General features: G+C 35.4%; 17 protein-coding genes. 5 read left to right on the plus strand and 12 right to left on the minus strand.

The features are described from left to right. Positions 1 to 305 precede the first annotated feature (305 nt). The 12 genes from ACKU4N_RS13270 to folP all read right to left on the minus strand — a co-directional run bounded on the left by ACKU4N_RS13270 (position 306) and on the right by folP (position 16,723). Entirely contained in the window at positions 306 to 1,769 is a 1,464-nt protein-coding gene (locus ACKU4N_RS13270; protein ID WP_321316964.1) for a CsgG/HfaB family protein, read from the minus strand. A 28-nt stretch (positions 1,770 to 1,797) separates the two neighbouring features. Further along, a complete protein-coding gene (locus ACKU4N_RS13275; protein ID WP_321316966.1) occupies positions 1,798 to 2,220 on the minus strand; it encodes a curli production assembly/transport component CsgF in 423 nt (140 codons plus the stop codon). A gap of 17 nt (positions 2,221 to 2,237) precedes the next feature. Next, a complete protein-coding gene (locus ACKU4N_RS13280) occupies positions 2,238 to 2,777 on the minus strand; it encodes a CsgE family curli-type amyloid fiber assembly protein (RefSeq protein WP_321316968.1) in 540 nt (179 codons plus the stop codon). A gap of 148 nt (positions 2,778 to 2,925) precedes the next feature. Continuing rightward, positions 2,926 to 3,945 carry a PorP/SprF family type IX secretion system membrane protein gene (locus ACKU4N_RS13285; protein WP_321316970.1) on the minus strand — a complete coding sequence of 340 codons (1,020 nt, stop codon included), beginning with the start codon at positions 3,943 to 3,945 and terminating at the stop codon, positions 2,926 to 2,928. Position 3,946: 1 nt separating this feature from the next. Next, complete coding sequence (locus ACKU4N_RS13290) at positions 3,947 to 8,710, minus strand: T9SS type B sorting domain-containing protein (protein WP_321316973.1); 4,764 nt, start codon at positions 8,708 to 8,710, stop codon at positions 3,947 to 3,949. Between the two features lie 211 nt (positions 8,711 to 8,921). Beyond that, positions 8,922 to 9,110 carry a helix-turn-helix domain-containing protein gene (locus ACKU4N_RS13295; protein WP_101308296.1) on the minus strand — a complete coding sequence of 63 codons (189 nt, stop codon included), beginning with the start codon at positions 9,108 to 9,110 and terminating at the stop codon, positions 8,922 to 8,924. Between the two features lie 160 nt (positions 9,111 to 9,270). Next, positions 9,271 to 9,696: a hypothetical protein gene (locus ACKU4N_RS13300; protein WP_321316976.1), complete on the minus strand. Its 426-nt coding sequence runs from the start codon at positions 9,694 to 9,696 to the stop codon at positions 9,271 to 9,273. Positions 9,697 to 10,047: 351 nt separating this feature from the next. Continuing rightward, a complete protein-coding gene (locus ACKU4N_RS13305) occupies positions 10,048 to 11,433 on the minus strand; it encodes a sigma-54-dependent transcriptional regulator (RefSeq protein WP_321316978.1) in 1,386 nt (461 codons plus the stop codon). Between the two features lie 22 nt (positions 11,434 to 11,455). After that, positions 11,456 to 13,924 (minus strand): response regulator, encoded by a 2,469-nt coding sequence (locus tag ACKU4N_RS13310; protein WP_321316980.1) that lies wholly within the window; start codon positions 13,922 to 13,924, stop codon positions 11,456 to 11,458. Between the two features lie 189 nt (positions 13,925 to 14,113). Then, on the minus strand, positions 14,114 to 14,992 hold the full coding sequence (locus ACKU4N_RS13315; RefSeq protein WP_321316982.1) for a TIGR01777 family oxidoreductase: 879 nt from the start codon (positions 14,990 to 14,992) through the stop codon (positions 14,114 to 14,116). 10 nt (positions 14,993 to 15,002) lie between these two features. Beyond that, the gene (gene cdaA / locus ACKU4N_RS13320) at positions 15,003 to 15,794 is read right to left on the minus strand and encodes a diadenylate cyclase CdaA (protein ID WP_321316983.1); all 792 of its coding nucleotides are present in this window, start codon (positions 15,792 to 15,794) and stop codon (positions 15,003 to 15,005) included. Positions 15,795 to 15,847: 53 nt separating this feature from the next. Next, positions 15,848 to 16,723, minus strand: coding sequence for a dihydropteroate synthase (folP, locus tag ACKU4N_RS13325; RefSeq protein WP_321316985.1), 876 nt, complete (start codon positions 16,721 to 16,723; stop codon positions 15,848 to 15,850). Between the two features lie 99 nt (positions 16,724 to 16,822). Here folP and ACKU4N_RS13330 point away from each other — a divergent pair, with 99 nt between their 5' ends. The 5 genes from ACKU4N_RS13330 to ACKU4N_RS13350 all read left to right on the plus strand — a co-directional run bounded on the left by ACKU4N_RS13330 (position 16,823) and on the right by ACKU4N_RS13350 (position 24,936). Next, positions 16,823 to 17,365, plus strand: a complete 543-nt coding sequence (locus ACKU4N_RS13330; RefSeq protein WP_321316987.1) for a DUF1599 domain-containing protein — start codon at positions 16,823 to 16,825, stop codon at positions 17,363 to 17,365. 16 nt (positions 17,366 to 17,381) lie between these two features. Continuing rightward, positions 17,382 to 18,635 (plus strand): BT_3928 family protein, encoded by a 1,254-nt coding sequence (locus tag ACKU4N_RS13335; protein WP_321316989.1) that lies wholly within the window; start codon positions 17,382 to 17,384, stop codon positions 18,633 to 18,635. Beyond that, on the plus strand, positions 18,632 to 19,387 hold the full coding sequence (gene tpiA / locus ACKU4N_RS13340; protein WP_321316991.1) for a triose-phosphate isomerase: 756 nt from the start codon (positions 18,632 to 18,634) through the stop codon (positions 19,385 to 19,387). The genes ACKU4N_RS13335 and tpiA overlap by 4 nt, the downstream gene beginning before the upstream one ends. Positions 19,388 to 19,492: 105 nt before the next feature. Further along, positions 19,493 to 20,335: a 50S ribosomal protein L11 methyltransferase gene (prmA, locus tag ACKU4N_RS13345; RefSeq protein WP_321316993.1), complete on the plus strand. Its 843-nt coding sequence runs from the start codon at positions 19,493 to 19,495 to the stop codon at positions 20,333 to 20,335. A 128-nt stretch (positions 20,336 to 20,463) separates the two neighbouring features. Then, positions 20,464 to 24,936 (plus strand): hypothetical protein, encoded by a 4,473-nt coding sequence (locus tag ACKU4N_RS13350; protein ID WP_321316995.1) that lies wholly within the window; start codon positions 20,464 to 20,466, stop codon positions 24,934 to 24,936. Positions 24,937 to 24,988 lie beyond the last annotated feature (52 nt).

Raw genomic sequence — 24,988 nt, forward strand, 5'->3', positions numbered from 1 at the left:
TGGTTGTTGATTGATTTTTACTTGATAATTTATGTTTTATGTTTTTAAATTCTAATTAAAAGTAAATAGATCTATTGAATTTATAATATTAGATTACATCAAACATCAAAATAATATGATGAATATAACCAAGAAATTGATGAATATGAATCAAAGTTTTAAATTCAACATAAAAGGTTAATGAAAATTAAACTTAATGATGTAAATTGTTGATTGCAATATATTTACATGCAATTGGACGAGAATAACTCAAACAAAAAAAGGGCCGGATAAATATCCGGCCCCGTTAACAACTTGTTACTATTTTATTCAGTAGATGTAGACTGACTTTCTACTTTTTTTTGTATTTTTTCTTTTCTGTTTTTTTTCTTCTTATTTCTATCCCAAATCTTATCAAAATAGAAATTCAAGCCGATTTTCCCTTCCCAAAAATAATCATTAAAATTTCCTTGTTTCAATCCATCTATATTGTCATTGAATATATAATGATTCAATACAGACAAATTCAAGCCAATACGATCATTAAATAAAAATTCCACCCCAACTCCATATAATGCCTGAGTATATATGGAATTTGAAAGATCTATAGTATAGATAGATTTTTCATGTTCCGAAAAAACACCCAAGCCACCTTCAATATACGGAGTCCAATCTTTATAAGGTAATAAACGATATTTAGCCGTTATATCCAGAGAATTATAAGTTCTTTGAAAATAATTTGTTGTTGCAAGATCTCCCCGGCTAAAATTAAGTCCAAACTGCAATGCTGTTTGAGTATCGTACAATAAAGACACACCAGCCATTGCTTCCATCTCTGTGTGCTTATAATCTCCCATATACAACCATGATCCGCCATTAAAACCTAAACCAAATTTACGGCGACGTGGGGTAACTAACTGATCAAAGAAATCAGCTCCCTGATTATCCTCTTTCCCTTCAACATATTTTGTTATTACATCTGAATTAACATCTTCCGGATTCTTCAAATCCCAAAGACCTTCAATTACTCCTTCAATAATTAATGACTCTACAGCTTTCTCTATTGCTTCTTTCACAGCCATTTCAGATGGTTCATTATAGGTGAAACCAACCTCAGCCTCAAGCAGACGTTTGAACTTAACATATCGAAAAATACTAGCATCCAATTTTTGAGAAAGAATCATTTTTGAAGTATACACAGTCTTTAGAATTCGACCATTACTTGTAGAAATAGCCCGAAGATAAACTGTTACCCTATCTTGCCGATATTGACCAGAAGCACCAGCACCAAAATACTTTAATCCAGCACCACCAGTCAGAACATTGGCATCGTAACTAATAACACCACCTTCCAATACCAACCCGGCAAACAAAAGAGGTGGCAATAATTGAGAACTTTCATTCTGACCGGCATAATTTGCACGGCTTGATCGTATAATTTTCCTTTCATTCAATAAATTAGATAAACCTTCTCTTTCAATAGGAATAAACCAACCCGATTCTTCAATTGCTTTTAAGAGTATTGATGTGGTTCCCTGAGTAACCGCAGTCGACCAATTGGCTCCATTATCTGAAGGTTTGTATTGCCCGGTCTGATCGCGAAATTTATACACTGCAGCAACCATCTTTTCTTTTGGCTCAGGTAAGCCAACCAAACTTTTCCTTGCTGGCGTTTCGGCTCCAATTTCTGCTCTTTGTTCACTTAAAGGCTGATTAAAATATGGAACACATCCATTGATGAGAGGCAGTAAAATTAAAATACTATAGTAGTGGCGTATACATTTAAACATATATAGGGAATTAGCGGGTAATTATTTATTAATAACTGGGAATAACAATATTTGTAAAATTTCCGTTTGTGATATCACTTACATTCACAGTAACACCACTGGCATCTTCGGAAATATCCACCTTGTAATTTCCAAGATTATACGAACCGGTTTCAAGTTGATTGTTATCGCCAAAAATAGAGTTAACCAATTTACTTGATAATTGATTCAAAATTTGTCGGTTCAGATTATCCTGAAAATCATCCAACGGATCATTATTTAATGCACTATCCGCATTTGGATCTTCAATTCTATTTTGCTGGGTAGCAGAATTCAATAACCAATTGTAATTGTACTGATCACCCCCAAAAGATGAATTTATTGGTTTATACACAAAATCCTGAGCCATAGATTCTGTTGAGAATAACAAACTCAGAAAAGACAAAACAAATACTATTTTTATAATATTCATGGTTCACAGTTTAAAGTTCAAAACATTCCCGTTCCCTGTTGATCTTCATCCTCAAGTTGGGCATTCATTTTTTCGTAATTATTTAAAAATTGCATCGCCATTTGATTGGCATATTGGGACATTTGTTCCAACACTTCATAGCGTGGCTGCACTCTTTGTTTAAATACTTCATTATCATTTACCAAAACAATAATCTGAGTTGCCAGGCCTGGTAAAACCATTTCTTTAATCGTGATGGTGAAATTTTTCGCTTTTTGAGGCGCGATCCAAACGGAAAAAAACATATCATAGAAATCACGCCCTACTTTGGTAATTGTTTCATCCATAACCAAACCATCAACTTCCATTTCAGAACCTACATTTTCATAGACCGTATTTTTTTCGACAATATCATCAAGTGTTTGTTGAAGTATTTTTAATGTTTTTATTGAGTCACTCACATCTTCTGTTTCCTGCCCCTTCGTTTCCGTGAGAGGAACAAAAAACATAAAAAGAAAAATTAATAGTAAAACCCTATAAAAATATCTCATTTGAATTTCAATAAAATCAATGATCATTACAACATAAATATATCATTTCTAAATTTAATATCATAACAATACCAAATTCAATAGACTACTCTTAAGGAATCTTAACTTTTGTTAACCAGTTAAGAATAATTAAACTCCAACAACCTGATTGTTAACAATATTCCATTCATTCATCTTAAAATTTAGGACATCGAATAGCACGTATTCTTCTTTTCTTTCTTAAAAAATGAGTTCCCGAACAAGAAGATTTTGCCTTTCCCAATAAATAGCTAAGTGATATCTCGTGAGCTCCTGAATTTGTTTTCACCAAATTAGACACCACATAATCATAGGAATAACCAATTCTAATTTTATCAGTTTGGTAACCAATCAAAAAAATGAATGCATCAAAATCGAAGGAAAGATTATGACGAAACCAAGCACCAACAACCCAGTTATTTCTGGATAAATACATCCCGTAATTTATTTGCTCAAAATTCAATTGCCGTTGATACAATATATTTGGCGAAATTGTATAATTGCTCTTCATTAAACCACGAGAATATCCCATCGAAATATTTGCTCCTGCATGTACTGTATATTTACGAGGTAAAACCGCTGCATTTTGTTCTGAATTAAAAGCTTCATTAGGTTCTGATAGATGATCAATTACACCTCCAAAATAAATACTTTTGTAATTCACGATGATGCCCATGGAAAAATCCCAGTACGATTTGCTCAAATTGCTTGGCTGAACTTCTCTGGAAGGATAAATCACTCCATACAATGGATCTATCATATCTGAAAACACAAATGAACTCCAATCCAATTTCCGTTGAATATAACCAGCCTTGAATCCAACATTCATTGATAGATTTCGATTAATATCCAAGGAGTATGAATACATTCCGGAAGCTGTGGTTGTTTTAATTGCTCCTTGTCCCTGATTATCCTGAAGAATTAATATTCCCAGTCCTCCATTCATCAAATCAACAAATTGATCATAGGAAGCACTATAAGTAACAAAAGGGCGATTATTCTGAGGCCATTGATTCCGATATGACATTCCTAAAGTTGGAACATACTCTGATCCTGCAAAGGCAGGATTAAGATAAAGCCGGTTTGCGTAAAACTGAGAGAACTCAACGTCCTGAGCCTTGACCAATGAAGTCAAAAACAAACAACAAACGATATAAATAAACCTCCATTTTACCATTTTATCTAATTAAAGAAACATTTCCATCCTGACGAACTTTCCCATTAACAATCAAGATCCAAACATATACTCCTGTATTTGCTTTCTTCCCTTTATAGGTACCATCCCAACCCTGCCCCAAATCAGTAAATGTATAAATCAGCTCCCCCCAACGATTGTATATAAACATCTCAATATCTTCACCAGCAATATCACCTGTAATTAACGGACCAAAAGTATCATTGACACCATTTCCGTCAGGTGTGAAAGCATTAGGAACAAATATTCGATACCGATCAACATAAACCATGATGGAATCCATCCCTCTGCAGCCATGCATGTCTGTATATTCCAGAAAGTACTTTCCTTCTTCAGTTACCGTATAAGTTGAGGCCGTAGTGCCATCCTGCCATAAATAATTGCCTGGTAAGAACCTCACATCTATTGAGGGTGATAATATTTTTGATTCGGTGTAAAATATTGTTGTATCCATTCCTAAATCAAAAAATGGCTTATCATGAACAGTAAAATCAATCACCGAGGAATTAGCGCATCCATTTTCTATTTTAGCAAAATAACTTTCATTGGAACGAATTGTTAGTTTAAGTGGATTTAAAACAGGAAGAAGTAAATCAACATCTTCATACCAACTTACCGTAACAGATATATTTGATGTTACCTGATTATTAAGCGCAGTCAGATCATAATTCACAACCTCTCCTGTTCCCAAAAAATCCTCACACAATTCTATACTTAGATCATTTGCTTCCGGCAATGGGTTAACTATGAAATTTAATCTTCCAGTATTATCGCATGAACTCGCATTAGTGGCAAGGGCATAATATGAACTTTGATTAAAGATCGTTACATCCGCAGGATTTACTACAGGAATATTCAATTGGTCATCTTCGAACCATTGCACATTTGCAGCAGGATCGTTACTTACCTGCAAATTGTAATTGGTAAGGTTTATTCCAGACAATGAGGAAGATCCAAAACTCTCTTCACAAACTACCTCGTTAACATTTGTGGTTTGAGGCAAGGCTAAAATAGCAAATGATAGTTCTGCAAAATTCTCGCAGACACCATTCCAAACTCTTGCGTAATATACATCTCCGTCTGAGATCAGAACATTTTGAGTATTTAAAACAGGATTGGAATAAGTTGCTTCAGAATACCAAATAATTGTACTGGTTGCTGATGTTGTAATATCAGAATAGTAATCATTCAAATTTTCTCCTCTCACTTGCCTGGAATTGAAAACATCTTCACATAAGGAGACTTGATGGTTTTGAGCTTCAGGCAAGGCATTGATTGCAAAATCAATTCTTCCAACATTACTCTCCACACCAAAACTTACACGAACAAAAAAACTGTCTCCATTGGAAATGGCTGTGTTCATAGGATTTGGAACTGGCAAACTCAAGGCTAAATCAAAAAACCATTCTTTAACTGTTCCCGGATCATTGTTTACTGCAGGCTCTAATTGAGACAGATCATAGGATGTCAGTAAACCACTTCCCGCAACATCTTCACATAACTCAACCTGCAAATTATTTGCTTCAGGTAAATTTCGAACAGTAAATGTTATAATTGCAGAGTTTTGGCAAGTACCGTCATCCACTAAGGCATAATAATTGTCTCCTGTTGTTACACTTACATTATCGGGAGTTAACACAGGAATTGAATGCAAAACATCTTCATACCACGATATTGAATTGCTTGAAACCAGTGAATTATAAGCTAACAAATTTATTCCTGTCGCCAAACCTGTTCCAAAAGTGTCTTCCCAAACCTCAACAGTTTGATTGACAGCACCGGGTAATGAATTAACGGTATAAGTAACGGTGGCAACATTCGTATTAAAGGCATCGCTTATTGATGCAAAAAAACGATCGTCATTTGCAGCAATTACATTTGCAGGGTCAGGAATTACATTCGTGGGTAATCCATTGGGTTCTGTTGGCCAATCACTATACCATGCAAATGAATCACCATTTCCTTCATTAATTTGATTCTCAAGTAAATTTAAATCAACCAAAGCAGTACCGGTTCCAACAACATCTTCACATACAACGGGAAATACATTTCTGGCAATTGGTGTGTTAACCACTGAAAAATCAACAGTTGCAACATTTGAACATGTTCCATTCGAAACCAAAACATAAAAAACATCACCATCTGCAACATCTTGATTTGTTGGATCAGGAACCAAATTTGTAAGACCAAGATCTAAGTACCAATCAATTGAGTTTGATTGCCCGCCAAGTATCATATTATTGTGAAAACTTAAATCTACGCCAAGAGAAATCATAGATCCGGGCACATCTTCAAATTCAACAATACTTTGGTTATTCGCAATTGGTAAAGCAAGAACCGTGTAGGCAACTGTGGCCGTATTCGACTCGCCGGCACTTTGAACAAGAACATAAAACACCTGCCCGCTTGTGACACTTACATTTGAAGGGTTTGCTACAGGAGTTAATAATGTGGCATCTGTAAACCAATTTACGCTACTAGCTGTTCCTCCATTTACAGCACTATTAAGCAACAACAAATCAATATTAGATGCAATCCCACTTCCAAACACATCCTCGCACACATCTATATCTAAATTATTTGCAATTGGCGATGATCGTATTGTGAACTTGATACTTCCGCGATTTAAACATGATCCATTGTCAATATATGCGTAAAAAACTTCCTGATCATTCACAACAAGGTTAGTTGTATTTACAATTGGATTTGTTAATGCTGCATCAAAATACCATACGATATTATTTGATCCCGCAACCTGTATATTATAGGATGTTAAATCAACACCCGAAGCTGTTCCTGAACCAAAACTATCTTCCCAAATTTGAATAGAAACATCATTCCCCTCGGGAAGTGTCTCAATAGTGTAAGTAACAGTGGCAATACTTGTCTCAGTACCTGTTGATACCTGAGCATAAAAAACTTCACCATTGGAAACTATCCTATTATTAGAATTTATTACTGGCTGTGTCAAAGCAAGATCATGGAACCATGTTACAGTGAAACCATTATTATTTGTGATTGCTGCTTCGAGAAATGTTAGGTCAATATTGGAAACAATACCCGTATTGTAATTATCTTCGCAAAGAGTAATATTTTGGTCCAAAGCTTTTGGTAAAGAATTCACCGTATAAGTTACAACAGCAATACTGCTGCAAAAACCATCATTCACCTCAACCCAAAATTGTTGTCCGTTATTAACCATAACGGCAGTGGCATCAGGGACAAGAGTTGTTAGGCTGGCATCAGAATACCATGTGAAAGTTGCTCCAGCCAGACTACTAACAGCGCCTTCCAAAAAAGTCAAATCTATACCTGTTGCAATTCCTGTACCTTGAAGATCTTCCCAAACAGACTGTGATTGATCATTAACTATTGGCAAAGAACGTATTGCCACAGCTTGAGTAACATTATCTGTTCCACCTGAAATCAAACTAACCTCTAAATTAACATTGTAGATGTTTGCTGTTCCGTAAATATGATTTACTGTGAAAGGACTGGTATTAGAAGTTAATACAGTTCCATCACCAAAATTCCAGCTTGCGCTTGAAATATTTGCCAAATCGGAACTGATTGTAAACTCAGTATTGTCTCCCAGACAGTCATGCTGATAGGCAAACTCAAGGGTGAAAATACTGGTCACAAAATTTGGCAAACCTAACCGACATCTTCTTCCAGATAAATTTTTCGAATCAGCTACAAAATTTGCCCCAGCTCCGGCAATATCCGGATTATTAATTACATCCAAATTTAGACTTCCGGTTGTTCCGTCAGTATTTGTTTTGGCCATGTAAATTCTATTATCCGGAGCCAATTGAATTGCACCATACAACCACGGTCCACTTCCAATAACTTGAGCAGATCCATTAATCGTTGCCTGATTATTCGATGAAATATTAAACTGATACAAATCTCCACTGGTGAATAAACTGACATATAAATATTCACCCGAGGGAGAAAATTCAATTCCGTATGGTGTTGCGTAGTTATTTAATTGAATTGGATTGGAAACATTACCTGTTGCTGTATTAAAATCGAATAATTCAACTCTATCCTGAGTATAAATTGCGACAGCCAGTTTCGATCCGTTAGGTGACATTTTCATATAACCAATTGCAGATCTCCTATCTCCATCGTGTCGTACTCCAATGGTACTAATTACCGGTGTCGAAATACCTGCTGCAGTAAATTCGTAGGCATAAAAATCACGCGTATCCCATGGATGCATAAGAACCCAAAAATCAGTACCATTAGCATGTTTAACCGCGGTTACTTTTTCGCAAACCTCACTTCCATACAAAACCGTATTTTTAACTGTCACAGCACCAAGTCCACCATTTTGTGATAAATCAACAATCGAGTAATTTAAACCATTCCGAAGAGCATTTTGATGAGCATCAACAGTAAATATATAATAGAGTGTCGCACTTCCCGGCTGCTGTACAATTATTGAAGATTGGGTTGCTGAAGAGTTGCCATCCAAACCTGTTCCATTAGCCATTACTGCATGGGTCTTATTATACACTGTAACTCCATCTGTATAAAATAACAGGTCTCCTTGCAACGTACAAACAGTTGAACAACCTTCCTCTGTATTTAAACTACCATCGGTTAAAGCAACAGAAGGGCTTACATTAAAATCCAAGCCTGCATTTTCTCCAAAATACCATATCCCAGCCTGTCCCTGACCAAATGCTAAATTTGAAGACAAAAAGAGGTGAAAAAGTACTATTCGAAATACAGATTTCATACTTGGCAGATATTAAAAAAAAGAAAAACAAAGAAGTTGTTTAATATAGCTTAAACATTGATTACCTATTACTTACACACAATTTACAAAATATATCCAATCAATTAATCAGATGCTGTTTGTAATTAAATAAAAATCAGGCAATCCTTCCATGAGTCATGAATAATTACCTGATTATTAATATTAGTTAAACGGCATTGGTCAAAAAAAATTAACTAAGGCCTAAGTAATCAAAGAGTTTTGACTTAACAGTTGTGGTCAATGGTCGTTTTCCATTAAGAATATAAGACAAATACACATCTGTAACACCAATAATCTTGGCAACTTTCTTCTTCTTATCATCAAGAATTCTGAGTCTGTCTTTAATTCTAACTAAATCATCCTGAACTTCCTGCTTCATAACTTCAGTTTTATAATTTAACAATTGAGATTAAGGTTTCTTTTAAAAACTTGAACCGGAAACAAATGATCGTTTCATTTGCTTCCTTGGTTCAAATTCATTTTTTGTAAATTTTTTAATCAATCTACATGGTTGGTTGAAAAGTGAATAGAGCAAAATATTAGTTCGGACTATAATCAAGTCCGGAACCAATAGCTTTTTTTAAATCGAATAAACGAAGTTGCTTCTGAAGCAATTCGTAATTCATATAGAGTGCTTTTCGGTTTTCCAACTTCGAAGATTTTTCATCGCGGTCCACCGTAATAACAACTTTGGTTTCTTTAAAATTATCATTAATGAATTTTAGCACATCCATATCAGATAAAGCCTTTAAGGGTATAATTACCAAATCAATGGTTGTCTGATTTAAAATAATTTCCATTTCGGCAGTATCATCAGCAAAATATGCTTTGGCATCCAAACTCTGAATGTATTCTTTCAGCTCATCAATAAGAGATCTATTTTCTTTAACAAATAAGATATTCATAGGTTCATCTGATGAAGGAAGAATTTTCAATGAGTTACCTTCCAGTATTAACACATCCATACACTAATAATTGTTTACAACACATTTCCTTTATCAATCGGCATACCGTAAAACACATAACATTGAAAATCAAATAATTACATCAATACAAACTGTAAATTTTTATTAGGAACATTATCCGTTTACGGATATGAATATTTAAGAAAACTAAAACCAATACCTTAACTGCCTGATCTGCTTGCAAGCAAGTCATTTCTCAATACTTTATCCACTATCGGATACAATAAAAATCGGATATAAGAGAAAATTTCGGCGATCCTGATTCTATGCTCTTTAGGTGAAAAAGGAGGTAATCGTGAGTATAATCCTCCAATATTGGAGAAAAAAAAATATCTGATTAGGAATCAGATATTAAAGTTCAATTTTATATTTTTTTATTCGCCTATCGAGAGATTGCCACGTAATATTTAGAAGATCGGCAGCTTTAGATTTGTTATTATTAGATCTTTCCAATGCTTTACGAATGCAATCCATCTCAACCAATTCAAGATCCAGATTTTCATCAGAGGAAAAATTAATCTTTCGTTTTTCTTCTTTTGGATGAGTAAGTTGGAAATGCGATAAACTTAATCGATTCATATCACAAATAATAACAGCTCGTTCAACCATATTTTTCAGCTCCCTCACGTTGCCGGGAAATTCATAAGAAAGTAATCGTCGAATAACAGCTCCATCAATCTCATTTATGCTTTTCCCCATTACACGGTTAAAATATTTCACAAAATAATCCAGGAGTAAGGGAATGTCTTCTTTCCTGTTCCTCAAAGGCTCCAAATGGATAATAAAAGAACTAATTCTGTGGTACAAATCCAGACGAAATCCCTTTTCGGAATGAAGTCCTTCTATATTTTGATTCGTGGCAGCAATGATTCTTGTGTCAAATGGAATTTCGATATTGGAACCAACTTTCATGATTTTCCGATCTTCTAAGACCCTTAAAAATTTGGTTTGAAGATTCAGTTGCATGTCTCCAATTTCATCCAAAAAAAGAGTCCCTTTATTTGCCGCTTCAAACCATCCTACTTTAGATGCGGAAGCTCCGGTAAACGCTCCTTTGGTGTGTCCGAAAAATTCACTTTCAAAAAGTGACTCCGGAATAGCACTGCAATTTACTGCATAAAAATAATTCTCCTTTCTACTGCTTAAATAATGAATGGCTCGAGCTACCAACTCCTTACCCGTTCCACTTTCGCCCGTTATAAGCACCGAAGTATTCTCTGTTTTAGCAACTTTTCCAATGAGGTTAATTAAATTCTTCATCTGCGGACTATCTCCGATAATTTCGTATCCCATAGCCTTATAAAACTCTTCTGAAATAATAGAATAGTTTCGTTTAACTTCTGACAAGCTTTTTTTTAGGTGGACGAACTTTTTTGTTCGTTCGATCGCACTTTCGACGTCACGCAAGCGAAATGGTTTTGTGAAAAAATCTGAGGCTCCCAAACGCATCGAATGAATAACAGAATCCATCTCACTGTATCCACTAATCATGATTACTTCGATTTCTGGAAAATCGTGCTTAACTTTTTCCAAAACATTCAAGCCATTCATTTCAGGCAAATTAACATCAACAATAGCTATATGAATCTCATTTTTATCCATAATATCAAAAGCTTCTGAAGGACTTCCGGCTTTAAATATTCTAAAATTAGGATCAATTAGAAATTCTTCCAATTCATCACGAACCAGCTTCTCATCATCTAAAATCAATATTCTTAAATTACTTATAGATACCATATGAAGTGGACTTTACTAATGATTAATTATTTTCAAATTTGATTGCTTGTTTTGAATTCTCAAATTCAAAAGGCAATATCAATTTCATTTCGGTAAATTCGTTTTTTCTGCTGCTAACTGTAATTTGCCCATTCATTTTCTGTACTATTCCTTTACTAATATACAACCCGAGTCCTGAGCCAATACCTGATGGTTTGGTCGTAAAAAATGGTTCGAAAATATAATTGAGATTATCTGGATCAATTCCACTGCCATTATCCTTAATTGCTATTACTACATTTTTATTCACTAACTCAGCAGTAATTTTAATCCATTCAACTTTTCTCTTTGTATTTGAAGATAGATGTCTGTAGTCAATAGATTCGTAAGCATTGTTTAATATATCTACAACAACCTTCTGAAGCTTATATTTATTACCTGTTACGTATAAATCATCGGAACATGCTTCAAACGAAATCTCAACATTTTTTGTTTTGTATTGTTTCTTAATCAGGCTTATGGAATCATTAAGGAGACTTTTTATATCAATTAGCTCTTGGGTATTTTCCTTTTGAGAGGAATTATAAATACCGATTTGTGATAAGTATTTCTTGATACGATCGATGTCAGTAAATACCTGCGAACATTTTTCCCGGATGTACCCTTCATCAATATTATTCATCGATAAGCGCAGAAGAATATTATCCATAATCATCGAAATTCCAGTTAAGGGCTGATTAATCTCATTCACCATTGAGCTTGCCATTTTGCCAAGAGATTCAAGCTCCGATTTCTTTAATAATAACTGACGGTGAAAATCATTGATTCTGAGCTCTTTTTCAACTTTCTCTTTTAGCTTATTCGTTTTATCTTCAAATTCCTGCTCTTGTCGCTTTAAACCAGTTATAATATCCTTATACTCAACAGAATTATTTCCAACTTCACCATTTGTAACTATTTCCATCATTATGCCACGCACACCTTTTTTATTATTCACCAAGGTTGAATGAGCGGCCAAAACAATTCGTTTCAATGCTTGTTTTTTGGTAACAATCGACAACAATTCAAAAACAAAGCCTTTTTTTGAATTTGACAAATTCAATATTTTTTTAATTTTCTTTGTGTCCTCATCCTTAAAAAACTGAGTGAATTCTAAACCCTTAGTGTCTTTTAATTCATGACATTCAAGAAATTTACATGCGTAATCATTCAAATAGCTGATTTGGTTTTTTTCATTCAACTCAAAAATAGCCTTGTCACTGTATGCATCATTTTCAAGACTTAGACTCTCTTTAAATGTCAACTCCAAAGTTTTTTTCTGAGAAATATCTGAAACAAGACCATATAGATTAAATACATCCTCTAGTTCACGGTATTCACTGTACATCTCAATTTTGAAATGTTTAATTTCTCCATTGTTATAAATATATCGATGTTCAAACTCTATTTTTTGATTTTTTTCGGGCAGATTCAAGAGCATGCGTTCAATTACCTCCTTATCATCAACATGGGTTTTCAACTTAATTTCCTCAAAAATATTTTCTTTATCTACAGACGAAATATCATAAATTCGTAAAAACTCATCCGAACCACGAATAATTTTAGAATAAGAATCCCATTCAAAACTTCCAATTTTGGCTTTCTTTTGAATCTTCCTTAAAACACTCTCTTTCTTAACTAATGAATCTTTTAATTGCTTTCGTTCCGAAACATCACGGCCAATTGCCAAATAATGGGTATCATCAAATTCGATCTCCTTATAAATAGTCCATTCCAAACAAACGTTATTTCCCACCGAATTTATGATCTGACCTTCAAAAGTTGTTAGTTTTTTCTTACCATTCAGCTTCTCAATTCCCTGAATCAATTGCTCTCTCAAAACTAAATTAACAGAAGCCAAAGAATCTTTAGAAATGCCATCTAAAGTATAATTGAAAAAATCGGTAAATGCTTTGTTCGCAAATTCCACCCTATGCAAGCTATCCATTTTCAAAATAAGCTCCGATTGCCCCTCCAGAATAGATCGGTAATTGGATGCAAGATTTCGTAAACGCCCCTCTAACAAATCCTTCTCGTTAAGAGCGAAAGTTAACTTCTTATTCTGTGATTCAACCAATTTCCGATTGGTATATAATTCCAAAAAGATATTGATCTTATTAATTAAGATTGCATGATCAAATGGTTTCATAATAAAGTCAACACCACCGCATTTATAGGCCTTTGATTCACTTTGTTTATCTAAAAATATTGCTGTTAAAAAAATTATTGGTGTTGATTTATTCACATGACCACTTCGAATTTTTTGAGCAAGTAAAAATCCATCCATCTGTGGCATTTGAACATCAAGAATGATAAGAGCATATTCCTTATTCTCGATATCCTGCAAAGCTTTTATTGGTGATTGAATTAACTCTAGGTCAACATGCAACTTTCCCAACAAGGCTTTTAGTAATTCCAAGTTTTCGGCACGGTCATCAACAATCAATAATTGGGGTGTAAAATCCAATTCCATAGGTTTCGAGTTAGTGGCACACACTTTAAAAGAAAAAAAATACCCTCACAGGGCACTATTTATTCCATACTAAGATTGTTTAATCAAAATTAAAGCTAATGCACCAAAAAATCAACCTCTTTATGATTAAAGGTAACTTAACGTACTTAGGAATACATATAACAGTGGCTAACTATCCGAAAACGGCTATTAAGAGTTTGATAATTTGCAACTTGAAAATGAATTAAGAGTAGCGCGTAAAGTTGGAAAATCGAACATAAACCCTGAATTTACAAGGCGTTCAGGAACAACTCTCTGGCCTGAAAGAAGAACATTTGAACCTTCCCCCAAAAGGACTCTGAGAATTGATGCAGGAACATGAAAAAATGCAGGTCTATTTAAAAAAGAACTAAGTGCTTTGGTATAGTCCCGATTCGTAATTAATTCAGGAGCTGTTAGATTGTACGTTCCCTCCATTTCTTTATTTAAAATAACATAAGAATAGGCATTAATAAGATCTTTTATATGAATAAACGGAAATGCTTGATTTCCATTTCCCAACTTACCGCCTAAAGCATACCGAAAAATTGGCAGAGCTTTTGCCAAAGCCCCTCCTTTGTCGCTCAAAACAACACCTAAGCGAAAAATTACTGTTCGAACAGCTTGTTTTTTTACCTCATTGGCAGCCTTTTCCCAATCAATACAAAGTTCACCTAAGAAATCATTCGAAAATTTTGTACTATACTCGTTGTGTGTATGTTTGGGGTCGTAAATCCCCACTGCGGAAGTTGAAATAAATAACTTAGGTTTAATTTCCATCAAACCAATTGCATTGCTCAGATTTTTAGTTGTGGTAATGCGGCTACTACGCAGGATTTGTTTGTTTTTGGGATTCCACCTGCAAATTACAGAAGCACCGGAAAGATGAATAATAACTTCGCAAGATTTAATAAAACTGCAAAGATCCTGAACATTTCCGTAAAGGAGTTTTCTTGGAATTAAAAGAATATCAGCATTAAAATCACCTCTTAATTTTTCTGTTAAATGAGAACCAATTAAACCTGATCCCCCGGTAATTCCAATTTTCATTTCTTTGAATTTAAATGATAAAACTTGAAAAATCTCCCTCCAAAAATTTTCGTAATTCGTTTGTTGTAATCCTCACCTTAATATTCCCTCCCATAACATACGATATGTTTCCTGTTTCCTCAGAGACTGTTATTACATGAGAGTCGGTTGCCTGAGTCATTCCAATCGCTGCCCGATGTCTTAATCCGAGGCTGCCCGGAATATTTGTATCATCCGTAACAGGCAATATACATCGTGCTGCAAGTATTCTATTATTAGCCCAAATAACAGCCCCGTCGTGAAGAGGTGAATTTTTAAAAAAAATAGTTTCCAAAAGGTTTTTTGATACCCTTGCTTTTAAAATTTGTCCTGTATCCGCATAATTTTGTAAATCCATATTTTTTGCGATTACAATCAGAGCACCAGTTTTCGTTTTTGACATGTGTTCACATGCGCTAACAACTGATCTGATTTCGATATCCGGAATTCCTCTTTCATCAAGAGCAAACCAATTATTCAAATTAAACTTCTGGCTCACATTATATCTGGTTCCAAGCAAAAGAAGAAACCTCCTGATTTCCTGTTGAAATACAATAATTAATGCAATTACCCCCACTCCAATAAACTGCCCAAGAATACTACTTAACAATTCCATATTTAGGGCACGGACCAACAACCACATTAGATAAAAAAGAGACAACCCAACAAATATATTGATAGCAACAGTTCCTTTGATTAACATGTAAACCTGATAAAGTAAAAAGGCAACCAGTAAAATATCAAGAATATCAAAAAGTCCAAGTGTAATAAATGCTGCGGTCATTTTTTTTCTATTAAATTCAGTATGTTAACAAAATTACAATTTTATTGGACATATTACTGCAATGAGGATTTGATCTTTGAATACAGCTTTACGCATTCAACAGCTTCTTTCACATCGTGTACTCTCAGAATATCCGCTCCCTGATCCAATGCCATCATATTCAACGCAGTAGTGCCATTCAAACTCGTAGACGGGTCCCCACCTAAAAATTTATAAATCATCGACTTACGCGACACACCAATCAATATTGGCAAGTCAAGCTGCTTAAATTCCTGTAAATTAGCTATAATTTCATAATTATGATCCAACGTTTTCCCAAATCCAAAACCGGGATCAATAATAATGTCTTTGGCTCCGAATTCATTCAAACCTTTAATCTGCGATCGAAAAAAAGCAAGCATGTCATTCACTAAATGATGATAAACCGGATTTTGCTGCATTGTTTGGGGCGTTCCCTTGATATGCATCATGATATATGGAACTTTTAGTTCTCCAATAACAGAGAACATTTTATCATCCATCGTTCCTCCTGAGATATCATTAATAATGCAGGCTCCAAAATCGGTGACAGTTCTTTTAGCTACTTCCGCTCTAAAAGTATCGATAGACAATAAACAATTTGGAAATTCCTTTCGAATACATTCTACTGCCGGAAGCATTCTGAGAATTTCTTCCTCAGCTGAAACATCTGCAGCACCAGGACGAGTAGAGTAAGCCCCAAGATCAATAATTTCAGCTCCTTCGGACAAAATTTGCTCGCTTCGTTTCAAAATGGCTGTTTTGTTAAGATAAGAACCGCCATCATAAAATGAGTCGGGAGTGAGATTCAGAATCCCCATAACCAAAGGCTTTTCAAAATTTATTGACCGATCCCCACACTTAATAGAAAGATTATCGCTGTTAAAACAATTTGTTTTGTAATTTTGCATCACCGTTTTTTTTGAACAAATTTCGAAGCAAAAGTAAAATAAAATACCATGTCTTAAGCTATTTTCTTACTTTTACAAAGGAAATTTCTAACACTAATTATGAATAAAACAGACCAACAGTACAATTCGATTATTAAAATCTGTACAGATATCTTCACAAAAAAAATGCACGATTACGGGACCGCCTGGAGAATTCTTCGTCCAAGTTCCATAACCGATCAAATATACATTAAAGCACAGCGGATAAGAAGTCTTGAGATCAAAGGAGTAAGCAAAATAGAGGATAATATCCGGGATGAGTTTATCGGAATTGTAAATTATGCCATTATGGGCATTATACAACTGGAACTTGGACCCTCTGAGGAAGAGCTCGCTAATGAAAAAGCTCTTGAGTTGTATTCTAAATATTTTGCTGAAGCCAAAGAATTAATGGAAGCCAAAAATCACGATTACGATGAAGCTTGGCGAAGCATGAGGGTAAGCTCGTATACAGACTTAATCCTGATGAAAATTAACAGAACCAAGCAAATTGAAGATCTGCAAGGGAAAACATTAATATCAGAAGGTATTGATGCCAACTATTTCGATATGATTAACTACGCGGTTTTTGGATTAATTAAAATTGAGTTCGAAAACGCCTAATATGATTCATTGAATTATGAGAGTATTACAATTTGTAAGTCGTCTTTTTGTTGGTCTTATTTTTATCTTCTCCGGATTTGTAAAAGCTGTTGATCCTATGGGATCTACCTTCAAGTTTACAGATTATTTTCTGGCCTTTGGCACAGATGCTTTAAAAGAGATTGCTTTTCCTCTTGCAATTCTTTTATCTACTCTCGAATTCACCCTTGGGATGGCCTTGATATTCAACAGCAGAAAAAATATTACCGCATGGTTGGCACTCCTGTTTATGCTTTTTTTCACCCCTCTTACATTTATTTTAGCAATTCAAAATCCTGTAACCGACTGCGGATGTTTTGGAGATGCATTGGTTCTAAGCAATTGGGAAACGTTCTGGAAAAACATTGTAATTCTTGCGTTCACTTTAGTGATCTTTTTAAGAAGGAAAAAGGATGAAAATCAGCATCCAATTTGGGAACAAAATTTACTGATTGGATTCGCCCTTATTGTTTCCGTATGGATCTCAACCTACTCTTATCGTCATTTGCCTCTTATCGATTTTAGACCGTACCATATCGGCGCCAATATTTCTGATGGAATGAGAATTCCGGAGGGAGCTCCCGCTGACGAATACCGAAGTCTTTTTAAGTATCAAAAAGATGGCGTGGTAAAAGAATTTGACGAAACCAATTATCCATGGCAGGATACAAGCTGGAAATATGTTGATTCTGAGCAAATAAAAATAAAAGAAGGATACACTCCTCCGATTCATGATTTTTCAATCTCGAATGAGACAGAAGGAGACATTACCAATATGGTTTTATCCGACAATGGATATACTTTCCTTTTGGTTTCAAAAAACCTTAGTGAAATTAACGAAAGTGCTTTACTAAAAATTAAAGAACTTGCATTCTACGCTCTCGGGAACAACATACAGTTTATTGGCCTTACTGCTTCGGGTGAAGATGTTATGCAAGGCTTTAAAACCACTAATGAGCTGCCTTTTGATTTTTACAACACCGACGAGATTCAATTAAAAACAATCATTCGTTCGAATCCAGGTTTAGTTCTACTCAAAAAAGGAACCATTCTTGACAAATGGCATTTCAGAGATTTTCCCGGAACAAATCAGCTTCAAGGCGATCTTGCGGCCTACTCTATTACAAAACATCAAACACTAAATATCAATCTATTTATTATTAGTATTACTTCAACTTTGCTATTGCTTCTTGTTCTTTTCAGTTTGATAAGAATACGACTTGCAGAAGCAAAAAACAGATTACGATTATGAGAAAGAAAATTGTTGCAGGAAACTGGAAAATGAACAATACACTTGAAGAAGGTATTGTATTGGCGGGACAAATCAATGATTTAGTTGAGAAAACTGAGCTTAATGGTGTAGATGTTGTTATTGGTACCCCTTTTATTCACCTAACTGAAGTGAACAAAATTGTTGGCGATAAAATTGGTGTTGCTGCTCAAAACTGTGCCGATGAAGTTAGCGGAGCCTACACAGGAGAGGTTTCGGCTTCGATGATTAAATCAACAGGCAGTAAATACGTAATTCTAGGTCACTCGGAACGCAGAGAATACTATGGCGAAACCAGTGAGAAGTTGGTTAAAAAAGTAGCTCTAAGTCTTGAAAACGGTCTTACTCCAATTTTCTGTTTTGGTGAGGTTTTGGAAGAACGTCAATCTGAAAAACATTTTGATGTTGTAAAAAGCCAGATTGCAGAAGGATTATTCAACTTATCAGCTGAAGATTTTGGGAAAGTTGTGTTGGCTTACGAACCAGTTTGGGCTATTGGAACAGGTGTAACAGCTTCTTCTGCTCAGGCTCAGGAAATGCACGCATTTATTCGTCAGACTTTGGTTGCTCAATATGGTCAGGAAGTTGCAGATAATACATCTATTCTTTACGGAGGAAGCTGCAAACCTTCCAATGCGAAAGAATTATTCGAAAACCCTGATGTAGACGGAGGTTTAATTGGTGGAGCTTCTCTTAATGCAGAAGATTTCATGGGAATTATTACTGCTTTTTAATAGCGTAAACACATACGATTAAAGCCGATACACCAGTGTCGGCTTTTGTTTTTTGATCAGGATTAAATTAACTTGTTACCCATACTATTATTAGACAAATAAAAAATGGATTATATCGAACTGAAATGTCAGATCCAACCTTTCTCTGAAGAAATTGCAGAAATATTAATTGCAGAACTTGGCGAGTTGGATTACGAGAGTTTTACACAAAGTGAAGATGCTGTTGAAGCATACATACAGGCGCCTCTGTTTGATATGAAAGAGGTAGAGCAACTTAGCATTAATCAGTTGCCGAATGCTCCTTTTAAATTGAGCTACTCGAACAAAACAATTGCATCTCAGGATTGGAACGCGCTTTGGGAATCCAATTTCAGTCCGGTTATCATCTCAGATCAGGTAGTGATCAGAGCCTCTTTCCATACCGACACTCCAAAAGTTCCTTACGATATCGTAATTGATCCAAAAATGTCGTTTGGAACAGGACACCACTCTACCACTTCGTTAATGGTTCAGAGCATTCTTGAATTGGATCTGGAAGGGAAATCAGTCTTGGATATGGGCTGTGGCACCAGTCTGCTTGCAATTTTGGCATCGAAACGAAACGCTGAAAAAGTAGATGCGATTGATATTGACGAATGGCCTTATACCAACTCACTGGAAAATATCAAAAACAATAAGGCTGATAATGTATCTGTTTTTTTGGGTGATGCAGCTTTATTGGAAGGAAAACAATATGATGTTGTTTTGGCCAACATCAACAGAAACATATTGCTTAACGACATGAAACATTACGTTGCCTGTCTTCCGCAAAACGGAGAATTGGTGATGAGTGGATTTTATACTGAAGATTTAAAGCACATTAAAGAGGAAGCTGAAAAAAACAATTTAGAATACATCAGCCACAAAGTTGATTTAAATTGGGTTGCTGTTCGTTTCTCAAAAAAGTAAAATACAATATTTTGCCGGTATCTGTTATTCTATAAAGAAGACAGAGAACCGGCGTTTTACTTTTCAGATCCCATCAAATTTGTTAAATTACCTTTGCAAATATATCCATACCCGAAACTTCATTTACAATGAATAAGCTTCTCTTCTCCGTTATTCTTTTTTTGGGAATAATAATTTCAACCCAATCCGTTTTAGCACAAAGTATCAAGTCATTTTCTCATGACTCAATCATCTTTCAAGATGATTTTTTGAAGTTCATGGATCATCCAACCAAAAAAAAAGAAAGCAAAGAGTTTAAAGAGCAATTCCCCGCCTTCTGGTTTTCGCCGGAAATGACAAAAGACAGACGACAGAACATCTACCAGATATGTGATATTTTCCTGTCGAGAAAAGCAAGATCGTTTCCTGATTTTTACAACTATTTCGAAACACTGATGTTGTTTCAGCAACAAAATCGTGACAAAAAGGATTATTCCAATTGGGAGAAGGGTTTAATCCATCAGATCAGTGATAAAAAGAATAAGTTAAGTGCAACACAAGACTTTCTAATTCAAACACAAAACCTTTTAAAGGATACAATAATAAATGAATCGTACGCTGCCAAATGGAAATGTGAGAATGCAAAATTCAAGTTTCTCTTCGATAAAGTACTAAGTATCCAATTCGATCAGGCAGACCTATATTGCATCGCACAACGCGACAGTTCCTGCATATACAATACAAGCGGAATATATCATCCGTTTGAAAAAATCTGGAATGGAAACAAAGGAAAAGTAACATGGACCAGAGCGGGGAAAAGCGATACAGAAGAATACGCTGTATTTGATTCTTACTCTGTTGACACCCAAAAAACATCTTTCCAGGTTGATACTGTCAGCTATTACAACAAAGAACTTTTTGATGATAAAATTGAGGGCAGTCTCTCTGAGAAGATGAACTCAGTGAAAGATCCATCTTTGGCAATCTACCCTCGTTTTGAATCCTTCGAAAAAGAAATCGAAATTAAAAATCTATTCGAAAATCTTAATTACAAGGGAGGTGTTGCCATTCACGGGGCAAAATTTTTGGGAAAAGGAAGTCCCGAAATCCCATCTGTAATAGAGTTATCCAGACATGATACCTTATTTTTACGGGCACGATCGGAACACTTCTCATTTAACAACAATCGTGTTGTTGGAAAAGATACCGAAATTGAAATCCTGATCGACACCTGTCAAATTTATCACCCCGGACTGTTGTTTCAATACTACCCAGACAAAAAAGAAGTTAATTTAATCCGAGAAGGAGAAGGAATTGCCTTGAGTCCCTACTTCAACACCTATCACAATCTGATTATGGATTTTGGAATGTTGGTATGGAATATGGATGAAAATTTAATGCACTTTGGAAGTATGAAAGGCGCTACCAGTCGTCAGGCTCATTTCGAGTCGATGAATTATTTTAGTCTCAACCGATTCATGAAAATTCAGGGCATGGATCAGGAGAATCCGCTGGTTTTACTGCGTAAATATGCCGATTATTCTTACGTAGAAACATTTACCGCAATGGAATACGCCAACTTCATTAAAAAACCGGTTAACCATGTGCGCCAGCAAATTATTGGCTTATCGTTTCAAGGCTTCGTAATCTACAATAGAAACACCGATGAAGTTACATTACAACAACGACTTACCGATTACATTAAATCGGGAATGGGACGACAGGATTATGACGTAATTCGTTTCACCACGCAAACAGAAAATAATGAAGATGATGCTACTCTTCGAATGGGAAGTTACAATTTGGATATTAACGGTGTTAAACACATTGCTGTAAGTGATTCTCAAAATGTGGTGATCTTTCCGAAGCATCAGAAAATAACCCTTAAAAAGAATCGTGATTTCCAGTTCGATGGAAAAATAATGGCCGGATTACTGGATATGTACGGGAAGGATTTTAATTTCTCTTACGAAAAGTTCAAAATTGACCTCGACCTGATTGACTCTCTGCAAATAAACATTGTAACTGATTCACTTTCTAACTATGGCAGAAGATACACAACACAATTGGGAAGTGTATTGGAAAAAATAACAGGAAATTTATTAATTGATGATCCCAACAACAAGTCGGGATTAAAAAACTACGCGGAATATCCGATTTTTAATAGTTCTGATTCTTGTTTTGTGTACTACGACAGCAAAAAAATACAGGATGGAGCCTATAAAAAGGAAGAATTCTATTTCAAGGTTGATCCCTACACAATCAACAATATAAACGACTTTAAAAAGGAAGACATTTCGTTAAAAGGAACTTTTGTTTCCGACAGCATATTCCCAACATTTAGAGAAACTCTAAGCATTAATGATGATAATTCGCTGGGATTCTACCACGTAACGCCTAAAGAAGGATTGCCTGTTTACGGGAAAGGAACTTTTACTGATAGCATACACCTTTCTAACGAAGGATTAATTGGTGATGGAACACTAAACTACCTTACCTCTATTACAAAATCTGAAAAATTAGTATTCAGACCGGAAATTATGACCACTCAGGCCGAAAGTTTCGAATTAAAGGAACTGGCTTCGCATATGAACAATCCTGAGGTAAACGGCGAGAAAATTTTTGCAACATGGTATCCGTACAAAGAAGAACTTTACGTGAAGAGTACGGCCTTACCTATCGACATGTATAAAAAGCTGGCAACCCTTGCCGGAACGCTGAAAATTACTCCAACAGAAATTACCGGACTTGGCAATATGGAATTGGTAAACGCTGAACTTCAATCGGATTATTTTACCTACACGCCTAAAACCATTGTTGCAGATACAGCAATTTTCAAATTAAAAAATACAGATTCGGAAGGTTATGCCTTTGAAAGTAAAGATGTAAAAGCACATATCGACTTTATCAGCAGAACCGGACAGTTTACAAGCACAACAGAAGGAAGCATCAGCGAGTTCCCATCGAACAAATACATGGCCTACATCAATAGTTTTGCCTGGGAAATGGAACAGCAAGAGCTTCTATTTGGAAACGAAGATAAAAACTCACTGGCCGCTTTATGGGATCAGGATAAAATGGAAAGCCTGCCAAAAACAGCTTATAACGAATTTATCTCGACAAGTCTGAAACAGGATTCCCTAAGTTTCCTTACCCCATTGGCTCGATACAATTCCATAGACCATACAATTAAAGCAAAATATGTAACAGATCTGGCTGTTGCTGATGCAAAAATATATCCCGACAAAGGAGATGTGAACATTGAAGAAGAGGGACAGATACAAACGCTTCGTAACTCGATAGTACTTGCCGACACTCTTAATTCATTTCACAACATTTTTAATGCCACCATAAATATTCACAGCAAAAACTCCTATTCCGGATCGGGTAGTTACACCTACCTGGATGCCGAAGAAAATGAGCAGGAACTGTTTTTTGATGTGATAGATGTCGATAGCCTCGGACAAACTATTGCCATGGGAAATTTGCCGGAAGAAAAATCGTTTAGCTTAAGTCCTGATTTTGACTACAAAGGGAAAGTGAGACTGGAAGCACGGGAAAAATCACTTTTCTTTCATGGTCAGACCAAAATTCATAACAAATGCGAAAGCATTGGCGACAAATGGCTTGATTTCAATTCTCAGATTGACCCGAAAGAAATTTACATCCCTGTTGATTTGCACGTAACCGATGATGAAAGCCTGATGCTTTACAATAGTTTTTTCTTAACGAATGATTCCATTCATATCTATTCATCATTTTTATCACGCAGAATATTTTACACGGACAACGTGCTATTGGAAGCAAGAGGATTCCTGACCTATAAGCCGAATTTACAGGCTTATCAAATTGCATCGAAAGACAAATTACAAGATATGGACGCAAGTGGAAGTATCCTTTCGTTCTATCAGGGCAATTGTAATATGAGAGGAGAAGGTTTGATTGATTTAGGTGCCGGATTGGGACAAATAAAACAGATTTCAGCCGGTGCTATCGAACACGATTTATCGAGTGATATTGTGACCCTGGACTTGATCTTTGGTGTTGATTTCTTTATGAATGATCAGGCCATGAAGATTATGGAAACAGCATTTACACAGGCTAATTTAAAACGCACAAACATCAACAAACAGAACTACACCAGAAACCTGACTGAAATAATGGGCCGCAAAAGAGCCGAATTAGCCGTGCAGGAAATGGATCTCAACGGCACTTTTAAAACCCTGCCCAATGAGCTTTTGCATACCCTGTATTTCAATAATCTCGATTTTATCTGGGACAAAGAAGCAAAGGCATATCAATCAATTGGAGAGATTGGAATTGGAAATATTAACGACAAACAAATTAATAAAAGTGTAAAAGGAAAAATAGAATTGAACAAAAAACGAAGTGGCAACCGTCTTACTATGTATCTTGAAATTGATAAATCGACATGGTTCTTTTTCGAATATCACCATGGAGTGATGTTTGTAAGATCATCGAACGAGGAATTTAATACCATACTGCACGAAACCAAGGATGACAAACGTGAATTTAAAGATCCGTTAAAGAAAAATCCGTATTCGTATATTATCTGCCCCCGTTCACAGAAAACGAAATTCCTAAAACAATTTAATTTGTAGTATTTAATAATATCAGAGGCGCAGCATACTGCGCCTCTGATATTATTTTGTG

Origin of the sequence: Labilibaculum sp., from assembly GCF_963664555.1 — a bacterium.
Classification (GTDB): Bacteria; Bacteroidota; Bacteroidia; order Bacteroidales; family Marinifilaceae; genus Labilibaculum.